This is a genomic window from Moraxella sp. CTOTU47724 (assembly GCF_032014955.1).
In the GTDB taxonomy this organism is placed as follows: domain Bacteria; phylum Pseudomonadota; class Gammaproteobacteria; order Pseudomonadales; family Moraxellaceae; genus Faucicola; species Faucicola tetraodonis.
In genome coordinates this window covers 1-17,964 of sequence record NZ_DALZSV010000006.1, presented here as the reverse complement: position 1 = coordinate 17,964, position 17,964 = coordinate 1, and the positions used below count along the sequence as shown (strand labels likewise).

Sequence of the window (17,964 nt, the reverse complement as noted above, 5' to 3'; positions counted from 1 at the left end):
ATAGCATTAAGATGGTCAAGTGTGCGTTTACCATCGGTGGCTCGATTGTAGATGCGGTTATCGCTGATTTGTGCTACGAGATTTTTTACTACGAGATTTTGTGTTAGATGAGGCTTGGCATAGTAGCTAAGTGGGTAGTTTACTTGGGTTACCCGTAAGTATTGGCAGTGGTCTAAGCGAGTGATGAGTTTTTATTTCATCCCTGTATGCTACTATATTTTAATCAATTGACGCAAAAATTTATGCGCTTTGTATCAGCGCTCAATGTAAAAGGAGACTATTAAAGTCCCCTTTTTTTACTGCTGTGAGTATGTTTTAGTTTGATGCTACATTTACATGGCAGCGGCGAAGATTGCTACGACCTGTTCATGATTTGCCTTGCGTGGGTTGGTGAGCATACAAGCATCGTTTTGGGCATTGGTTGCCATGATGGCAAGGTCTTCTTGTTTAACACCAAGCTCAGTAAGTCCCTTAGGAATACCTATCGATTGGGATAGCTCACGAATTGCATTGATGCCTGCTTTACCTGCTTCTTCTCGAGTCATGCCTTTGATATCAATACCCATAAATTGTGCAATATCTGCATAACGCTCAGGTGTTGAAATCAGGTTAAATTCACAGACGTGCGGTAACAAAATCGCATTACAGACACCGTGTGGCAGATTGTAGAATCCACCTAACTGGTGCGCCATTGCATGTACATAGCCTAGCGAGGCATTATTAAACGCCATGCCTGCTAAGTATTGGGCGTAGCTCATAGCCTCACGCGCTTCAATGTTTTCGCCATTCGCTACAGCTTGACGCAGCCATTGTTGAATCATTCGAATGGCTTTTTCAGCACAAGCATCTGTAATCGGATTTGCAGCAGTCGATACATACGCCTCTACCGCATGGGTTAACGCATCCATACCTGTTGCCGCAGTTAAAGATGCAGGTTTAGCAGTCATCAGTCGAGGGTCATCAATAGCAATGAGTGGGGTACAACGCCAATCTACAATCGCCATTTTGACGTGGGTATCGGTATTGGTGATAATACAAAAACGTGTCATCTCTGATGCTGTACCTGCCGTGGTATTGATAGCAATCAATGGCGTCATTGGCACTTTACTTTTATCAATACCTTCATAGTCACGGATATGACCACCGCCTGCCGTCACTAGACCAATCCCTTTTGCACAGTCATGTGACGAACCGCCACCCAATGAGATGATAAAATCACAGCCGTTATCCTGATACGCTGTGACGCCATCGTGGACATTTTTGTCAGTTGGATTTGGCTCTGCGCCTGCAAATACGTAGCTATCAATACCTTGTTCGCTTAAATGTTTAATGATAATGTCTGGAACACCCGCTTTGTTCAGCCCTTGGTCAGTTACAATAAGCGCTTTTTTAGCACCTAGGTCTTTGGCTTTCGAGCCCACTTCTTTGACACAGCCAGGTCCAAATAATGATACGCAGGGAATAAAAAAGCCACTAGTTTGATCGGAGATTTGCTTATAAGCCATGATTAAATTCCTTTTAATCTTTTATGGTTAGGGTAAATAGTAATTTTATTCGTACACCTAGTTTTTTGTCATCTTACAATTAGATAAGATGTACTAATATATTTTTATAAAATATATTCTTATAAAATCACTATGACTTGATTGTAGTTAAGTCATCCAATGCTCTCTACCTACTATTAACCTACCTTAGTCAAAAAGTTACTCGAATTGATGTCTTTTGAAAAAATAAAGCACGCTACTTGCGTCCCTCATGGCTTATGCTGTCAAGCCTACAGCAAGACGCTGCATAGCTTTCATCACGCAGCCCGATAGCAAAACCTTGAACCTCTGCTGACTTCAATACGAAGCCTTTTTGTATCCGTTTACACAAAAATTCATATTACCATCAATATTGGTATTACCAATTTACAAAAAACCTAAAAAATATCGCTGTTTTTTTAAAATTCAATTGAATTAAAGCATAATTTTCTTTATTATTTGACCAATTATTGACACTCAGACTATTTTGGTAATACCAATTATTTCATGGAGGAAATGATGCAACATTGGCAACAGATTTACGATCCCATGGGCAATATTTGGCTTTCAAGTGCCATTGCCCTTATCCCAATTATCTTCTTTTTTCTAGCCTTAGCGGTGTTTCGCTTAAAAGGTAGTGTCGCAGGCACTATTACCGTTATTTTAGCGCTGCTTGTTGCCCTATTTTTATATCAAATGCCGGTGACGTTAGCGTTATCATCCGCGATTTATGGATTCTTCTACGGGCTTTGGCCTATCGCCTGGATTATTATCGGGGCGGTATTTTTATATAAAGTCACGGTAAAAACAGGGCAATTTGATATTATCCGCTCCAGTATTTTATCGCTCACCCAAGACCAACGCTTACAGATGTTACTGGTCGGGTTTGCCTTTGGTACTTTTTTAGAAGGCGCAGCAGGCTTTGGTGCCCCTGTGGCTATCACAGCAGCGTTATTGGTCGGATTAGGGTTTAAGCCTTTGTATGCCGCTGGACTTTGCCTCATTGTCAATACCGCCCCTGTTGCTTTTGGCGCGATGGGGATTCCAATCATCGTAGCAGGACAAGTATCTGGGGTAGAAACCCATGCCATCAGCCAAATGGTCGGACGTCAGTTGCCTTTTATTGTGCCGATTGTGTTAGTGTGGATTATGGCGATTATGGATGGGTGGCGCGGGGTTCGTGAAACCTTCCCAGCGATTGTGGTCGGTGGTGGGTCGTTTGCTATTGCGCAGTTTTTGACCTCAAACTACATTGGACCTGAGTTGCCTGATATTACCGCTGCTATTGCCTCGTTAATCAGTTTGACGTTGCTATTTAAAGTGTGGCAGCCCAAGCATGTGTTCCGTTTTGAAAATCAAGTCGATAGCAAAAATCAGATGGGTGATAACACAAGCGTATCAGCACCGTTGCCAACCACCCATTACTCGCCCGCTCAAATCATCAAAGCATGGATGCCGTTTGCCATTTTGACCGCGATGGTGTCGTTATGGAGCATTAAGCCGTTTAAAGATTTGTTTGTCAAAGGCAAAGATGGTCACCCTGATGGCGCGTTGGTCGATATGGTGATGAGTATCAATGTGCCGTATTTGCACAATGTAGTACAAAAATTGCCCCCAGTCGTCACCAAAATTACCGACTATGCGGCCATTTATAAATTTGATTGGTTCTCGGCAACGGGTACTGCGATCGTGCTCGCGGCGATTATCTCTATCGTGATGCTAAAAATGCGTCCCAAAGAAGCGTTATCGACGTTTGGCGAGACCGTTAAAGAACTACGCACCCCGATTTATTCTATTGGTATGGTGTTGGCGTTTGCGTTTATCGCCAATTATTCGGGGTTATCTGCTACATTAGCGTTAGCATTGGCACACACGGGCAAAGCTTTTACCTTCTTTTCACCATTTTTGGGTTGGTTAGGGGTATTTTTGACAGGCTCAGACACTTCAGCCAATGCGTTATTTGCCGCCCTTCAAGCTACCACCGCTCAGCAAATTGGTGTGCCTGAGGTGTTGTTAGTGGCAGCCAATACCTCAGGTGGGGTGACTGGTAAAATGATTTCCCCGCAATCCATTGCCATTGCCTGTGCCGCCACAGGTTTGGTGGGTAAAGAATCGGATTTGTTCAGATTTACCGTCAAACATAGTATTATTTTTACTATTATGATGGGCGCACTCATTACGCTACAAGCGTATGTTCTGCCTTGGATGATTCCACACGGATAATGATGGGTAAGGTATGAAGGTCGCAACGCAGGTTATTGAACAATTAATTTCGCTAATAGACCGTGAAGGGCTAAAAAATGGCGATAGATTACCTGCCGAGCGCCATTTGTGTGAGCGACTAAGTGTATCTCGTACCGCACTGCGTGAAGCGATACAGCAGATGAATAGTGTCGGTATTACCGAAAGTCGTATTGGGTCGGGAACGTTTGTCAAAGATGTGCAAAAAATCAAACAGAACCAACCCCTTGTAGCGCTGTCTGATAATCTGATATTACAGACACTAACCCCGTTATTAGATGCCGATCCCCTGTATCGTCTAGATGTGCAAGAAGCAAGAATTGTACTAGAAAGCGGTACAGCCTGGTACGCTGCCCAAAGAGCTACAAAACAAGACATTGAAAAAATCCGCTTTTACTACGAGCAGTTAGCGAACAGTCAGGCGCATGGCGACACCGAACAAGCCGCTATTGCCGATGCCAATTTTCATTTAGCGATTGCTGAAGCTTCCCAAAATGCGGTATTGTTGCAGATGATGAAAAATGTTTTTCACCTACTGCGACATAACGTGGTATTAGCTCGGCGAAAAATTTACACCGAGCATTATGGCTTTGAAACTTTACATACGCAGCACATGGCGATGATGAATGCGATTATCGCGCGTGATAGTGAATTAGCTCGCAAAGCCGTGGGCGAGCATATTGAGTTTGTGATAAAACAGGTTGCCAAGATTGATGAGGCAACGGCTCGCAGACAGCGAGTTTCCCGATTGGCCACTGATGTTTTTTAATACAGATGCCTGTTAATGCAGGCGCATTTTATAAACGTATTTTAGTGTAAACAGTTTTGAATGCACGTGGCTATTTTTACCATTAATAACATAGTTAAGATAGGGATATTATGATTATTTCTTCTGCCAATGATTACCGAGAAGCGGCGCGCCGTCGTTTACCCCCCTTTTTATTCCACTACATTGATGGTGGCGCGTATGCAGAATACACCCTAAAACGTAATGTTGAAGACTTATCAAGTATTGCCTTACGTCAGCGGGTATTAAAAGACATGACGCAGCTTGATTTATCCACTGAGATTTTTGGTGAGCAGCTGTCTTTGCCTGTGGCACTCTCGCCGGTGGGTTTGACGGGGATGTATGCTCGCCGTGGTGAAGTCCAAGCAGCCATGGCTGCTGACAAAAAAGGTATTCCATTTACCATGTCAACGGTATCAGTCTGCCCTATCGAAGAAGTCACCCCAAAAATCAATCGCCCTATGTGGTTTCAGCTGTATGTGTTGCGTGACCGTAAGTTTATGCAAAATGTGCTAGAGCGCGCCAAAGCGGCAGGCTGTTCAACGCTGGTGTTTACCGTCGATATGCCTGTGCCAGGGGCGAGATATCGCGATGCGCACTCTGGCATGAGTGGACCCAATGCCGCGATGCGTCGCTATCTACAAGCGTGCACCCATCCGCACTGGGCAATGAACGTGGGATTGCTAGGAAGACCCCATGACTTGGGTAATGTTTCTAAATATCTTGGTAAAGCGATTGGCTTAGAGGATTATATTGGTTGGCTCGGTAATAACTTTGATCCCTCGATTTCTTGGAAAGACTTAGAATGGATTCGTGATTTTTGGGATGGCGCTATGGTCATCAAAGGTATTCTTGACCCTCAAGACGCCAAAGATGCAGTACGTTTTGGCGCTGATGGTATCGTGGTTTCCAATCATGGTGGGCGTCAGCTTGATGGGGTGATGTCAACCGCCACTGCCCTACCCAAAATTGCCGATGCTGTTAAAGGTGATATCAAAATCTTGGTCGATTCGGGTATCCGTAATGGCTTAGATGTGGTGAGAATGCTGGCATTGGGAGCGGATTTATGTATGTTAGGACGTGCATTTATCTATGCGTTAGCCGCCGATGGTGAAGCTGGGGTGACCAATTTACTCAACTTGATAGACAAAGAAATGCGCGTGGCAATGACATTGACCAGTGCAAACCGAATTCAAGATATCAATCGAGACTGTTTGGTAGATTTTAGTACTGTGACTTGATAGACTGACAGTAAATAGCCAACCTTAGCATCTTTATGGGATTTTTTTATTCTGGTAAATCCTAAGATTTTATGATTTAGCTAAGTTCACCGCGCCACTAAGTGCACTAAATTTATCAACTTAGTTGCCCAATAACCGCTTATGATGAGTGGTTGATTGAGCAAGTGTGAATGAATTTAATATCGATACTTTTTATTTTGGATAAAAAACCGCTCTATGAGAGCGGTTTTTGTTGTTTATGACCTACCAAATTCTAGAAGAAGCCCATCGGTTTTTCAGAATAGCTGACCAGTAAATTTTTGGTATTTTGGTAATGCTCTAGCATCATTTTGTGGTTTTCACGCCCGATGCCTGATTTCTTGTAACCACCAAATGCGGCATGGGCTGGATAAATGTGGTAACAGTTTGTCCATACTCGCCCAGCTTGAATAGCACGCCCTGCACGGTAAGCAGTATTGCCACTACGTGCCCACACGCCAGCACCTAAACCAAACATAGTATCATTGGCAATACGCATGGCATCATCAAAGTCTTTGAAGGTTGTCACAGACAATACTGGGCCAAAAATCTCTTCTTGGAAGATTTTCATATCATTATTGCCTTTAAAAATCGTCGGCTCGATATAATAACCTTCACCCACCTCATGTCTTGCATTACCACCGGTTAAAAGCTCGGCGCCTTCTTGTTTGCCTGTAGCAATACAGCCTAAGATTTTGTCTTGTTGTTCCTGAGAAGCTTGCGCACCAATCATGGTTTCCGTATCCAATGGATGACCTGTTTTGATACGTTTGACACGCTCGACGGCTTTGGCCAAAAAGGCATCGGCGATACTTTCATGCACTAAGGCTCTCGAAGGACAGGTACATATTTCACCTTGATTGAGCGCAAACATAGTAAAACCTTCAAGCGCTTTTTCTAGGTAATCATCTTCTTTATCCATAACATCGGCAAAGAAAATATTGGGTGATTTACCGCCTAATTCTAAAGTAACTGGAATAATATTCTCTGTCGCATACTTCATAATAAGCTGACCGACAGGGGTTGAACCAGTAAAGGCAATTTTTGAGATGCGTGGGCTTCTAGCTAAATGACTACCCACCTCTTCGCCATACCCATTCACGATATTTAAAATACCTGCTGGTAGCAAATCTTGAATTAATTCAACAAGCACCAATAAGCTCACAGGCGTCTGTTCGGCGGGTTTTAAGACGATGCAGTTACCCGCGGCTAGTGCAGGCGCTATTTTCCAGGTAGCCATTAAAATTGGAAAGTTCCAGGGAATGATTTGTCCAACCACACCTAAAGGTTCATGAAAGTGATAAGCGACCGTGTCATCATCAATGGGTGACACACCGCCTTCTTGCGCGCGGATTGCACCGGCAAAGTAGCGAAAATGGTCAATGGCAAGTGGTATATCCGCAGCCAAGGTTTCACGGATGGGTTTACCGTTTTCCCATGTTTCAGCTACCGCCAATAACTCAATATTTTGCTCAAGGCGATCTGCGATTTTTAATAATAGATTAGAGCGCTCTGTGGGTGAAGCCGCATTCCACTTAGTTTTAGCGGCATGGGCGGCATCAAGTGCAAGTTCAATGTCTTCTGGACTTGATTTGGCGACTTTGGCGAAGGGCTTGCCGTTGACGGGTGAGATGTTATCAAAGTACTCACCTTTAACCGGCGCAACCCATTGGCCGCCAATAAAGTTGTCATACTTTTCTTTAAAATTGATTTTAGCACCGTCAGTATTAGGGTCAGCATAACGCATAATGACATTTCCTTTTGTCAGTTGGTAGATAAACTGCTTCATGCAGTTGGGGTTTACAAATTCATATTATTACAGAAACGGTAGGTAAAAGGTAGGTGTTTAATTATTCTTTACAATACGCTAGGCACATTATACTATTGAGGATAGCTTATTTTAAAAACCAAGGATTGGTTAGTGAATTAGGATATTTTAAAATATGAATAAAAATAGACTGTTAGAGCAAAGGCATCGGATTGAGAAGAAGCGTTTTAACATTACCTTTACCGATAATAATGCAGATCTTATCCAACAAAGTATTGTTCAGTCATGGCATCGCTCAGACAGTGCTAACATTCCAAAAGAGCGCCAACAAGCACCCCTTAACGCCACCAAAAGCGAGCAATCCTATTATCTAAAAAAAGCCTTAGGCTACTGTCAAAATCAATTGCAACATATCACCTTGCAATCCTCCATGGTGATGGCTGTGGCTGATATCGGTAGTACGATTATTTGGACGACTGCCAGTAAGTCTATGCAAAAAGCGGCAGAAGCGGTTAACTTCATCGAAGGCGGATGCTGGGGGGAAAGCCAAGTTGGCACAAATGCGCTCGCTTTATCGCTAAAAACGCAGCAATCAACTTGTGTTTTTTCCAATGAACACTATATGCCTTCGGTTCATGAATGGGTCTGTTATGCCACGCCTATCATTGAACCGCATACCAAGCAGGTCATTGGCGTCTTGGATTTATCGACCACTTGGCAGAATCACAATAATTTTGGCATATTTGCTGCTGAACGCTGTGCCAGTATTTTACAATCCGCTTTGAATGAATGCCAAAGACACTATCTGTATATTCAAGGATTTAATGAACCCAGGGTGATATTCAATGGCAAAATCTTGCGGCTGACTCCTCGGCAAGTCGAGATATTGACAGTGTTAGCGCTTTGTCCCCAAGGCATGAGCTTAGATGCCTTACACCAAGCGATCTATGGTGAGCGTAAAGTGTCACAAGGTACGCTAAAGACTGAAATGTCGCAGTTACGTGATACACTTACTGGTTTATTGGGTTCTCGTCCGTACCGCTTATTAATGCCTATTGATGGTGATTTTTTGAGGGTTGAACAATCATTAAATGCAGGTTATTTAGAAGCCGCCATCAAATTATATACCGGCATATTTTTTAGCAAAACTGAAAGCCCTTTTTTATGCACTTGGCGCACTTGTTTAGAAGCTCGCTTGAGCCAAGCCATTTATCATTCAGATCAGGTTGACTTATTACTCATGCATTTGTCAAATTGCCCCGATGCTAGCGACGCTATAGAAAGGTTGATTGAGTTAATGCCAGATAACCTCTCGATTCACCAACATTTAGAGGTACTGTCAAATCGGTAACTATCAATTTTTCTTTAACCCTCAATTTTCCCCTAATCATGCACTTTTCGTTATTTCCTGCTTTACTATCCTGTCTAGGCGCTGTCCGTGCAAGCATTGCTGCAATACCATCGACCTGTCAAGATAAAAGATAGCATGCCTTTATGCACTTTTGGGTGGTAATGCTTTTGTATTTTTTATCGAAAATTTATAGTGCGTAAATTCTGTGATAATTACCGTTCCTATTATTATTATCATTACCATTATCGCTCATAGCATTAGAAGGCTTGCGATTTCAAGCCTTTTTTCTTGGGTCAAAAGTGCTACAATGTGACAAAAAATTTTGAGACCTTTATGAATAACGCGTTATGGCTTCCTTGCACACAGATGCAAGCCCTTGAAAACAATCCCCCACTCCACCTCGTCAAAGCTCAAGGCAATCAACTATATGATCAGCACGGTAACGCCTATTACGATATGATTAGCTCATGGTGGGTCAATTTACATGGACATTGCCATCCCTTTATCAACGAAAAAATAAAACAGCAGCTCGATACGCTTGAGCATACTTTAATCGCTAGTGTCACTCATCCGCCGATTGTGACGCTTGCAGAAAAACTGGTTGCCATCACGCCCAAGTCACTAACCAAAGCCTTTTTTGCCGACAGTGGCTCAGGGGCGGTAGAAGTCGCGCTTAAGATGAGTTTGCAGTACTGGCAGCAATCAGGGCAAACGCAAAAAACCAAATTTATCTCATTGGAACACGGTTATCACGGTGAAACCGTTGGCAGTCTTGCGGTGACAGATATCCCGCTGTTTAGTGAGCAATACAAAGATTTGATTGTCAGTCAAATTCGCATTCCTTCCCCCGCGCATATTTTCGATACTGACGCTATCACAGCGCAGCTGCATGAGCAAAAGAGCTTGGATGCACTAGAGCGCATCTTGGCAGAAAAATCTCGCGATATCTGTGCGATTATCCTTGAACCTTTGGTACAAGGGGCGGCTGGCATGGCGATGTATTCTGCTAATTATTTGCTTGGCGTTGCCAAACTTGCGCACCATTATCACATCCACGTGATATATGATGAGATTGCCGTGGGTTTTGGTCGTACAGGTACTATGTTTGCGGTAGAACAAATGCTAGCCTTGGCAGATGCGGATAAACAAGACGATTATTGCCCTGACTTTATCTGTCTGTCAAAAGGTCTAACGGCAGGCTATCTGCCAATGTCTTGCGTCATGACAACCGATGATGTTTATCAAGCGTTTTATGATGACAAAGTGGAAAAAGGGTTTTTACATTCGCATAGTTTTACTGGCAATCCATTGGCTTGTAGCGCGGCTTTGGCGTCGCTTGAACTGTTTGAACGCGATAATGTCTTGCTACACAACCAATCCCTTATCCAAGCGATGGCTGATGGCTTACAGCAATTAGCTGAGACCAATTTACCCATAAAATTTGTACGTCAAACCGGCATGATTGCAGCTTTTACCTTGGATTTTTCTCAAAATTTTGGCAAAGCCTTTGCCCAGTTATGCCTTGATCAAGGCGTGATGATTCGTCCGATTGGCAACCATGTTTATCTTATTCCGCCTTATTGCACCACCCCAGCAGAGATTGGGCACATTTTTGGCATATTAAATCATTGTTTGCAAAAGCTTTGTGACAATCTCCCAAAAATACCGAAAGGCTCGTCTCAAGCCATCGATCTGCCTTAACGCCTTTACTAACGCCGCATGAAATTTACTGACTAATTAACCAATCAATTGTAAATAGATGTTTGTTATTATAATTTATCGTCAAAAGTTAGGATTTGTTACAAAGGTTCAATTCTTACCGTATTATAAAAAATTGTATTAAAATTCACAGCTTATGTCTACATTGCTAATATTTAACGTATAATCAATGAGATTATCGTCAAAAAAAATATTTAACTTTTGTAGGCATTTTAACCTACTTAACTTAACTCAATCGTGAAACTTACTTAGATGATTTATGCGTAGATTTTTTTACAACCAACCAAATTCGCTACAAGTTGGTAGCACTGTGCCTTTGACCGAAGAGATTTTTCATCATTGGTGTAAAGTGTTAAGAGCAAGTATGGATGAACAAGCGTTGTTTTTTGATGGTCAAGGTGGTGAATATACCGTTACTTTAACGGATATCACTAAAAAACAGGCGCTCGTTACCATCAACGATTTTAATCCGATCAATCGAGCTTTGCCATTTACTGTCAACATTGCCTTGGTGATGAGCCGTGGCGAGCGCATGGATTATGCCATTCAAAAAGCCACAGAGCTTGGGGTGTCATCGATTCAACTACTCACAAGCCAACATGGCGAAGTACGCCTAAAAGTAGACCAAACCGATAAAAAACTTGCCCATTGGCAGCAGGTTGCGGTATCGGCATGTGAGCAATGTGGGCTTAATATCGTGCCAACATTACTTGCACCAAAATCTTTTAGCGACTGGATTGGTGAGCTAGCAGGCATGCCCACTTCTACCAACGTGACCAAATTAATTTTAGCCGTTCCTCCTGATGACATTGAGCGTAGCGATGTTGAGCATAACGATATTGAACCCATCACGCCCTATACCCCATATCCCAACCCACTACCTCAGATAACAAACCAGTTTAGACAGTGTTCTTTAGCCCAATTTTGGTTACTCATTGGTGCCGAAGGTGGGTTTTCAGAGCAAGAAATAACGCAAGCTATCGAGCGAGGTTTTATGCCTTGGCAAATTGGCGAGCGTGTGCTACGAACTGAGACAGCCCCTGTCGTCGCATTGTCTTCATTGTTAACGTTACATCAAACTTTGACCCTTGCACAGGAATAATCATGTCACCGAACAACGATCCCGTCATGCCAATAGACCATCGTGATTGCTTTACAGGAGCTAACAAATTTTGTCATGATGAGTTAAGTCAGTATGGGTTTATTGTCGATAGCCATTTTTTTGATCAACAAATTTCGCTTGAACATCAAAATGCGGTGTTTGCCTCGGTTTTTTCAAAAATCCATGATGGCATTTTTATGCTTGATGAACGGCTACGTTTTATCTGTGTCAATCAGCAATTTTTAAACATTACCGCCTTGCCACGCGATCAGGTGATAGGTAGCCCGTTTTATTTTTATCCGTATAAGACCTACGCCCCACACTTACAGCAAGCGATTGCCACCATCATTACCAAACTGGATAATCGACAATCAATTTCGACCAATTTAGTGCTTTCTTATCACAATTCACCTGAAGTGGCGGTTTGGCTAGATATCTCCGTGTGTGAAGTCGATGACAACCGAGTGGTGTATGTAGGGCTACTTAGCAATTTAACCAAAAAAGATGCGCAGCTTAGCCACACCTTACATCTATACAATTATGATGAATTAACGGGTCTGCCCAATTACGATACTTTTTATGACAAATTAAAAAGCTGTATTGACTATTACCAGGCAGCCGATAATCAGCGTGAGTGTATGGGGATATTGCTACGCATCAATATTGATAAATTGCAATCTTTTAACATCAGCCTTGGCATTGAAAATACCAATACGCTGATTCAAGGGTTTGTCAAACGGGTAAAGTCCTTAAAAATTTCGGGTGCCAGTTTAGTCACTTTTTCGCGGTTTGGGGGTGATAGCTTTGCGGCGATGATTTCGGTACAACACCTTGATGCCGCGCATTACTACGTGGCAGCGCTCAAACAGTTATTTGACCTACCTTTTAGCATTGATGACCAATCAATTTATCTAAGGCTGTCGATTGGTGCTTCGGTTTTCCCAACCCATACCCAAGATGCTCAGACATTGCTATTGCAAGCAGACACGGCGTTAAAACATGCGCGGCTCATCAGTGATGAAGATTGTGTTTGGTATGATGCCAACCAGCAAAAAGGCAATTTTAAAGACATTCATTTGCTCAGTGCCTTTAAAAATGCGTTATTAAAACAGCAAATTTTGCCCTATTTTCAGCCTAAGTTAGAGTTTGCACAGCCTGACTTGCCGATGTTTGAAGCGCTGGTGCGCTGGGAGCATCCCACCCTTGGACTTCTCTATCCCAACGATTTTTTGGATGAGGTGCTCGATAAGTCATCGCAGGCGCTATTTGAAAAAATCGTGTTAGTTTGTATCGAGCAGATTTTGACATGGCGTGAGATGGGCTATAACTGCCTCATCTGTATCAATATTGATAGTCGTCAATTGATTAGTGACAAATTTATTGAGTTTATTGAAGGGACGATACAGCAGTATAGTTGGCTTGCGCAACTAATCAGTTTTGAAATCACCGAAGTCTGCAACATTCAAGATGAATTAAAAGCGCAAGCGATGTTATCAAAACTGCGCCAGTATGGTTTTAGTATATCGATTGATGACTTTGGTACAGGCTTTGCCGCGATGCAATATTTGATTAAATATCCGATTGATGTGCTCAAAATTGACCGCTTATTTATCACCAATATTTTACAAGACCCAAAAAAACAAGTGATTGTCAAATCAGTGATTGAGATGGCGCACTCGTTATCCATGCAAGCATTGGCTGAGGGGGTGTCTAACTGTGAAGAAATCGAATATTTGCGTAGCCTTGGTTGTGACTTGATTCAAGGCTTTGGTTTTGGTAAACCCATGTCTAGTCAAGATACCACTGAGTGGCTTAAAGCCAACTATAAACCAAACTATTTGCTATAAGTTTAAATTAGACTAATTAGATTTTTTTATGACCCTATAGTCATGTTAGTACCTTGTCACCTTTGTCAAATTTTCCTATCTTAGAGATATAAAACCTTAGTATTGGGGTAGGTTTTTTTCTTTTTAAAACACTAATCAAGGATATCGTATGCAATATAAAGCACCGCTTCGTGATATGAAATTTGTCATGCATGAATTATTAAAATTTGAAGATCACTACAAAACCATTCCTAGCTATGCCCATACGGATAAAGAAACGATTGATAGTTTCATAGAAGCAGGTGCAAGCTTCTCAGAAGCAGAATTGTCACCCCTTAACCGTTCAGGCGATGAAGAAGGCTGTCGTTTTGAAAATGGTAATGTATATACGCCAAAAGGCTTTAAAGAAGCTTATAAACAATACTGTGAATTAGGCTTTCCTTCTTTATGTGCCGATGAAGAATTTGGCGGTCAAGGCATGCCATTGTCATTGGGTTCAGCGGTCAGTGAAATGGTAGGTACGGCTAACTGGTCTTTCTCAATGTACCCAGGTCTATCTGAAGGTGCTATCCGTACGCTAGAACACCACGGTACCGATGAACAAAAACAAAAATATTTATTGAAACTCGTCAGCGGTGAGTGGACAGGTACCATGTGTCTGACCGAAGCACATGCAGGTTCTGATTTAGGTATTACCCGCACCAAAGCTGAACCCAATGAAGACGGTTCATACGCTATCACCGGTCAAAAAATCTTTATCTCAGCGGGCGAACACGACATGGCAGACAACATTGTCCATATCGTACTAGCGCGTTTACCGGGTGCGCCAGCAGGTACCAAAGGTATCTCATTGTTCATCGTACCAAAATTCAATGTCAACGAAGATGGCTCTATCGGTGAGCGTAACACCGTTACCTGTGGTTCGATTGAACACAAAATGGGTATTAAAGCCTCTGCAACTGCGGTACTAAACTTTGATAAAGCTAAAGGTTACTTGATTGGACCTGAAAACAAAGGTCTAAACTGTATGTTTACCTTTATGAATACCGCCCGTATTGGTACTGCGATTCAAGGTCTCACTGCGGCGGAATTGGCTTTCCAAGGTGGCTTAAGCTACGCCAAAGATCGTCTTGCGATGCGCGCATTAAGCGGTGCAAAAGCGCCAGAACAAGTGGCTGATCCAATCATCGTCCATCCAGCAGTGCGTAACATGGTATTAACTTGTAAAGCGTTTGCAGAAGGTGGCCGTGCCCTCGTCTACTATCTATCACAATTCTCTGATGTGGTAACTAAAGGTGAAGGCGAAACACAAGCTTACGCTGACCAAATGTTGTCTTTTTTAACCCCAATTGCTAAAGCCTTCTTAACTGAAACAGGTTATGAAGCAGCCAATCACGGTGTGCAAGTGTATGGTGGTCACGGCTTTATCCGTGAATGGGGCATGGAACAAAACGTACGTGATACGCGTATTGCTTGTATATACGAAGGTACCACTGAAATCCAGTCACTCGACTTGTTAGGTCGTAAAGTATTGGGTTCACAAGGTAAAATGCTAGCTAACTTTAGCAAAGTCATTTATCAATTCTGTGAAGAAAACAAAGACAACGATGCGATGGGTGAATTCATTCGTCCACTGGCACGTCTGAATAAAGAATGGGGCGATTTAACTGCTCGCATTGGTATGCAAGCCACTGAAAATCCTGATGCAGTGGGTGCAGCGGCTGTTGACTACATGTACTATAGTGGCTACATCACCCTAGCTTACCTATGGGCTCGTATGGCGTTAGTCGCTCAGCAAGCGCTCCAAGGCGACACCACTGAGACCAAATTCTATCAAGCGAAAATCAAAACCGCTCAGTTCTACTTTGCAAAACTATTGCCTCGCACCTTAACTTACGTCAAACGTATTGATACAGGTCTCGAGCCATACATGAGCATGGACGTTGACGAATTCCAATTCTAATTTTTACTAAGCTATCCAGTGTAGTAATAAAATTATGATAGAATCATTGATAGTTTAATTCTTTATTCAATCCTTAGGTAGCAAAAGCTGTCTAAGGATTTGTCTCATTTCGAATTACGAGCTAACCCATAAAAGGAAATAATATGCCTATTTATAATGCGCCAATTCAAGACATGAAATTCATTTTGAATGATGTATTCAATGCAGCCGATTTTTGGCAAAAAAATGAACAGTTAGCGCATGTTGACAGTGACACGGTCAATATGATTTTAGAAGAAATGTCAAAATTTGCTAAAAACACGTTACTGCCCATCAACCGCTCGGGTGATGAAGAAGCGGCACAATATCTGGGTGAAGGCAAAGTAAAAACCCCAACTGGTTTTAAAGCAGCATTTGACGAATATGCACAAGGCGGCTGGATTGGTTTGGGCGGCGATCCAAATCATGGCGGTCAAGGCATGCCAAAAATGGTTACTATGCTCGCTGAAGAGATGGTATTTACTGCCAACCAATCATTCGCGCTCTATCCAAACCTATCAGGTGGCGCGTGCATGTGTATTTATAACGCAGGCTCTGAAGAACAAAAACAAACCTACTTAGAAAAAATCTACTCAGGTGAGTGGACAGGTACGATGTGTTTGACTGAACCGCACGCAGGTACGGATTTGGGTATCATCAAAACCAAAGCCGTGCCAAACCAAGACGGTAGCTACAATATTACAGGTACCAAAATTTTTATCACCGCAGGTGAACATGACTTAGCAGACAATATCATCCATTTGGTATTGGCAAAAACCCCCGATGCCCCAGCAGGCTCAAAAGGGATTTCATTGTTTATCGTACCCAAATTCCATGTGAATGCCGATGGCTCATTGGGCGAGCGTAACGCGGTAAGCTGTGGCTCTATCGAGCACAAAATGGGTATCAAAGCGTCAGCGACTTGCGTCATGAACTTTGATGGTGCCAAAGGCTTTATGGTAGGCGCAGAAAATACCGGTCTTGCGTCCATGTTTATCATGATGAACTATGAGCGTTTGACGATGGGATTACAAGGTATCGGTGGCGCTGAGTTAGCTTATCAAAACGCCACAGCTTATACCCTTGACCGTATCCAAGGTCGCGCCGATAGTGGTATCCAAGAGCCAAACAAAGCTGCTGACCCAATCGTATTTCATGCCGACGTTCGCCGTATGCTGTTAAATGCTAAAACCATCAGTGAAGCCTCACGCTGCTTCGCGATGTATGTCGCCAAAGAGCTTGATACCAACAAATATACCGATGATGCCGAAGCAAGAAAAGCCGCTGATGACCGCGTTGCTCTTTTGACGCCAGTTGCTAAAGCGTTCTTAACCGACCGTGGTCTTGAAGCGTCAATTGATGCACAGCAATGCTTTGGTGGTCATGGCTATATCCGTGAATGGGGTATGGAACAAATCGTACGTGACACCCGTATCTCGCAAATTTATGAAGGGACCAATGGTATCCAATCACTTGACTTGTTGGGTCGTAAAGTGGTGAAAAACGGCGGTGCGTTTGTGACAACGTATGTGCAAGAAATGCGTGATTTTGCCAATAACATGAACGCAGACCATGCCATCAAACAAGCAATTTTAATATCAGCGGATAAACTTGAAGACTTAACCAAAGCGGTGGTAGCAGCGGCAGCGGTCAACAAAGACGAAATCAATGGCTGTGCGGTTGATTATTTACAAGCCTTTGGTTATGTCAGCTTTGCTTATATGTTTGGCTTGATGGTTGAAGCGGCAAATGGCAAAGAAGGCGACTTCTATGCCAACAAAGCAAAATTAGCAGACTACTATGTCGGTCGTATGTTGCCACGCTTAGACGCGCATATTGCGATGGTAAAAGCAACAAGCCAACCCATCACAGCGTTTGACCGCGATTATTTTGCGGCAACCATTGCTTAATCCCTACTTAAAAATAAAAAAATCGGCCACTTGAGCCGATTTTTTTATGGGTTAATAGGTTAGCGAAGTATATCGTCATCCTCATCTGCTAACGATTCATCTTCATCAAAATCAAAGTCTTCATATTCATAATCCGCTGAGTCGTTTTCTTCAACGACAGCAACGCACTCTTCATATAATTCAAAAATATATTCTTTGATATCACTTTCTTGCTGGTGTTTATTTGGCGTGAGTTTGGCTTCTTCTTCATAGATGAATTTTGCCAAATTTAGCGCGACATAGTTATTACTTAGTTCAATCATGGTGTTATCCTTCTTATGTGGGGTATTATTATTTTAAAACGGTAGCGATAGCGCATCGTTAGTATGACATATTCAAAAATAGAAAGCTTAAAGCAGTTGTAAGCTCGTGTAAAATTCGAACTTTTAACAATTTGACGCCATAAAATATAAAACCCACCGAAGTGGGTCTATATGACTGCTTACTGCTTATCGTTT

At 42.6% G+C, this 17,964-nt stretch carries 12 protein-coding genes; 9 read left to right on the top strand and 3 right to left on the bottom strand.

Features of this window, described 5'->3' with window-relative positions; translation table 11 throughout:
- Positions 1-332: 332 nt before the first annotated feature.
- On the bottom strand, positions 333-1,505 hold the full coding sequence (gene mdh / locus RTR63_RS02465) for an iron-dependent methanol dehydrogenase (RefSeq protein WP_062330084.1): 1,173 nt from the start codon (positions 1,503-1,505) through the stop codon (positions 333-335).
- Between the two features lie 534 nt (positions 1,506-2,039).
- On the opposite strand from mdh, the gene lldP reads away from it, so the two are divergent.
- The 3 genes from lldP (at position 2,040) to lldD (ending at position 5,792) form a co-directional block, all read left to right on the top strand.
- Positions 2,040-3,746 (top strand): L-lactate permease, encoded by a 1,707-nt coding sequence (gene lldP / locus RTR63_RS02460; protein WP_312522467.1) that lies wholly within the window; start codon positions 2,040-2,042, stop codon positions 3,744-3,746.
- Positions 3,747-3,759: 13 nt separating this feature from the next.
- Entirely contained in the window at positions 3,760-4,533 is a 774-nt protein-coding gene (locus tag RTR63_RS02455) for an FCD domain-containing protein (RefSeq protein WP_312522465.1), read from the top strand.
- A gap of 110 nt (positions 4,534-4,643) precedes the next feature.
- Positions 4,644-5,792, top strand: a complete 1,149-nt coding sequence (gene lldD / locus RTR63_RS02450) for an FMN-dependent L-lactate dehydrogenase LldD (RefSeq protein ID WP_060994706.1) — start codon at positions 4,644-4,646, stop codon at positions 5,790-5,792.
- 253 nt (positions 5,793-6,045) lie between these two features.
- On the opposite strand, the gene exaC is transcribed toward lldD, so the two are convergent.
- A complete protein-coding gene (gene exaC, locus RTR63_RS02445; protein ID WP_201664362.1) occupies positions 6,046-7,557 on the bottom strand; it encodes an acetaldehyde dehydrogenase ExaC in 1,512 nt (503 codons plus the stop codon).
- 196 nt (positions 7,558-7,753) lie between these two features.
- Here exaC and RTR63_RS02440 point away from each other — a divergent pair, with 196 nt between their 5' ends.
- The 6 genes from RTR63_RS02440 to RTR63_RS02415 all read left to right on the top strand — a co-directional run bounded on the left by RTR63_RS02440 (position 7,754) and on the right by RTR63_RS02415 (position 17,467).
- Positions 7,754-8,929, top strand: a complete 1,176-nt coding sequence (locus RTR63_RS02440; protein ID WP_312522461.1) for a sigma-54-dependent transcriptional regulator family protein — start codon at positions 7,754-7,756, stop codon at positions 8,927-8,929.
- A 309-nt stretch (positions 8,930-9,238) separates the two neighbouring features.
- Positions 9,239-10,630, top strand: coding sequence for an adenosylmethionine--8-amino-7-oxononanoate transaminase (gene bioA / locus RTR63_RS02435; protein WP_312522459.1), 1,392 nt, complete (start codon positions 9,239-9,241; stop codon positions 10,628-10,630).
- Positions 10,631-10,907: 277 nt separating this feature from the next.
- The gene (locus tag RTR63_RS02430; protein WP_312522457.1) at positions 10,908-11,750 is read left to right on the top strand and encodes a 16S rRNA (uracil(1498)-N(3))-methyltransferase; all 843 of its coding nucleotides are present in this window, start codon (positions 10,908-10,910) and stop codon (positions 11,748-11,750) included.
- Between the two features lie 2 nt (positions 11,751-11,752).
- Complete coding sequence (locus tag RTR63_RS02425) at positions 11,753-13,597, top strand: putative bifunctional diguanylate cyclase/phosphodiesterase (RefSeq protein ID WP_312522455.1); 1,845 nt, start codon at positions 11,753-11,755, stop codon at positions 13,595-13,597.
- Positions 13,598-13,745: 148 nt separating this feature from the next.
- On the top strand, positions 13,746-15,539 hold the full coding sequence (locus RTR63_RS02420; RefSeq protein ID WP_065252469.1) for an acyl-CoA dehydrogenase C-terminal domain-containing protein: 1,794 nt from the start codon (positions 13,746-13,748) through the stop codon (positions 15,537-15,539).
- Between the two features lie 143 nt (positions 15,540-15,682).
- Complete coding sequence (locus RTR63_RS02415) at positions 15,683-17,467, top strand: acyl-CoA dehydrogenase C-terminal domain-containing protein (RefSeq protein WP_219331064.1); 1,785 nt, start codon at positions 15,683-15,685, stop codon at positions 17,465-17,467.
- Between the two features lie 59 nt (positions 17,468-17,526).
- Here RTR63_RS02415 and RTR63_RS02410 read toward each other — a convergent pair whose 3' ends face one another.
- On the bottom strand, positions 17,527-17,769 hold the full coding sequence (locus tag RTR63_RS02410) for a hypothetical protein (protein ID WP_312522451.1): 243 nt from the start codon (positions 17,767-17,769) through the stop codon (positions 17,527-17,529).
- Positions 17,770-17,964 lie beyond the last annotated feature (195 nt).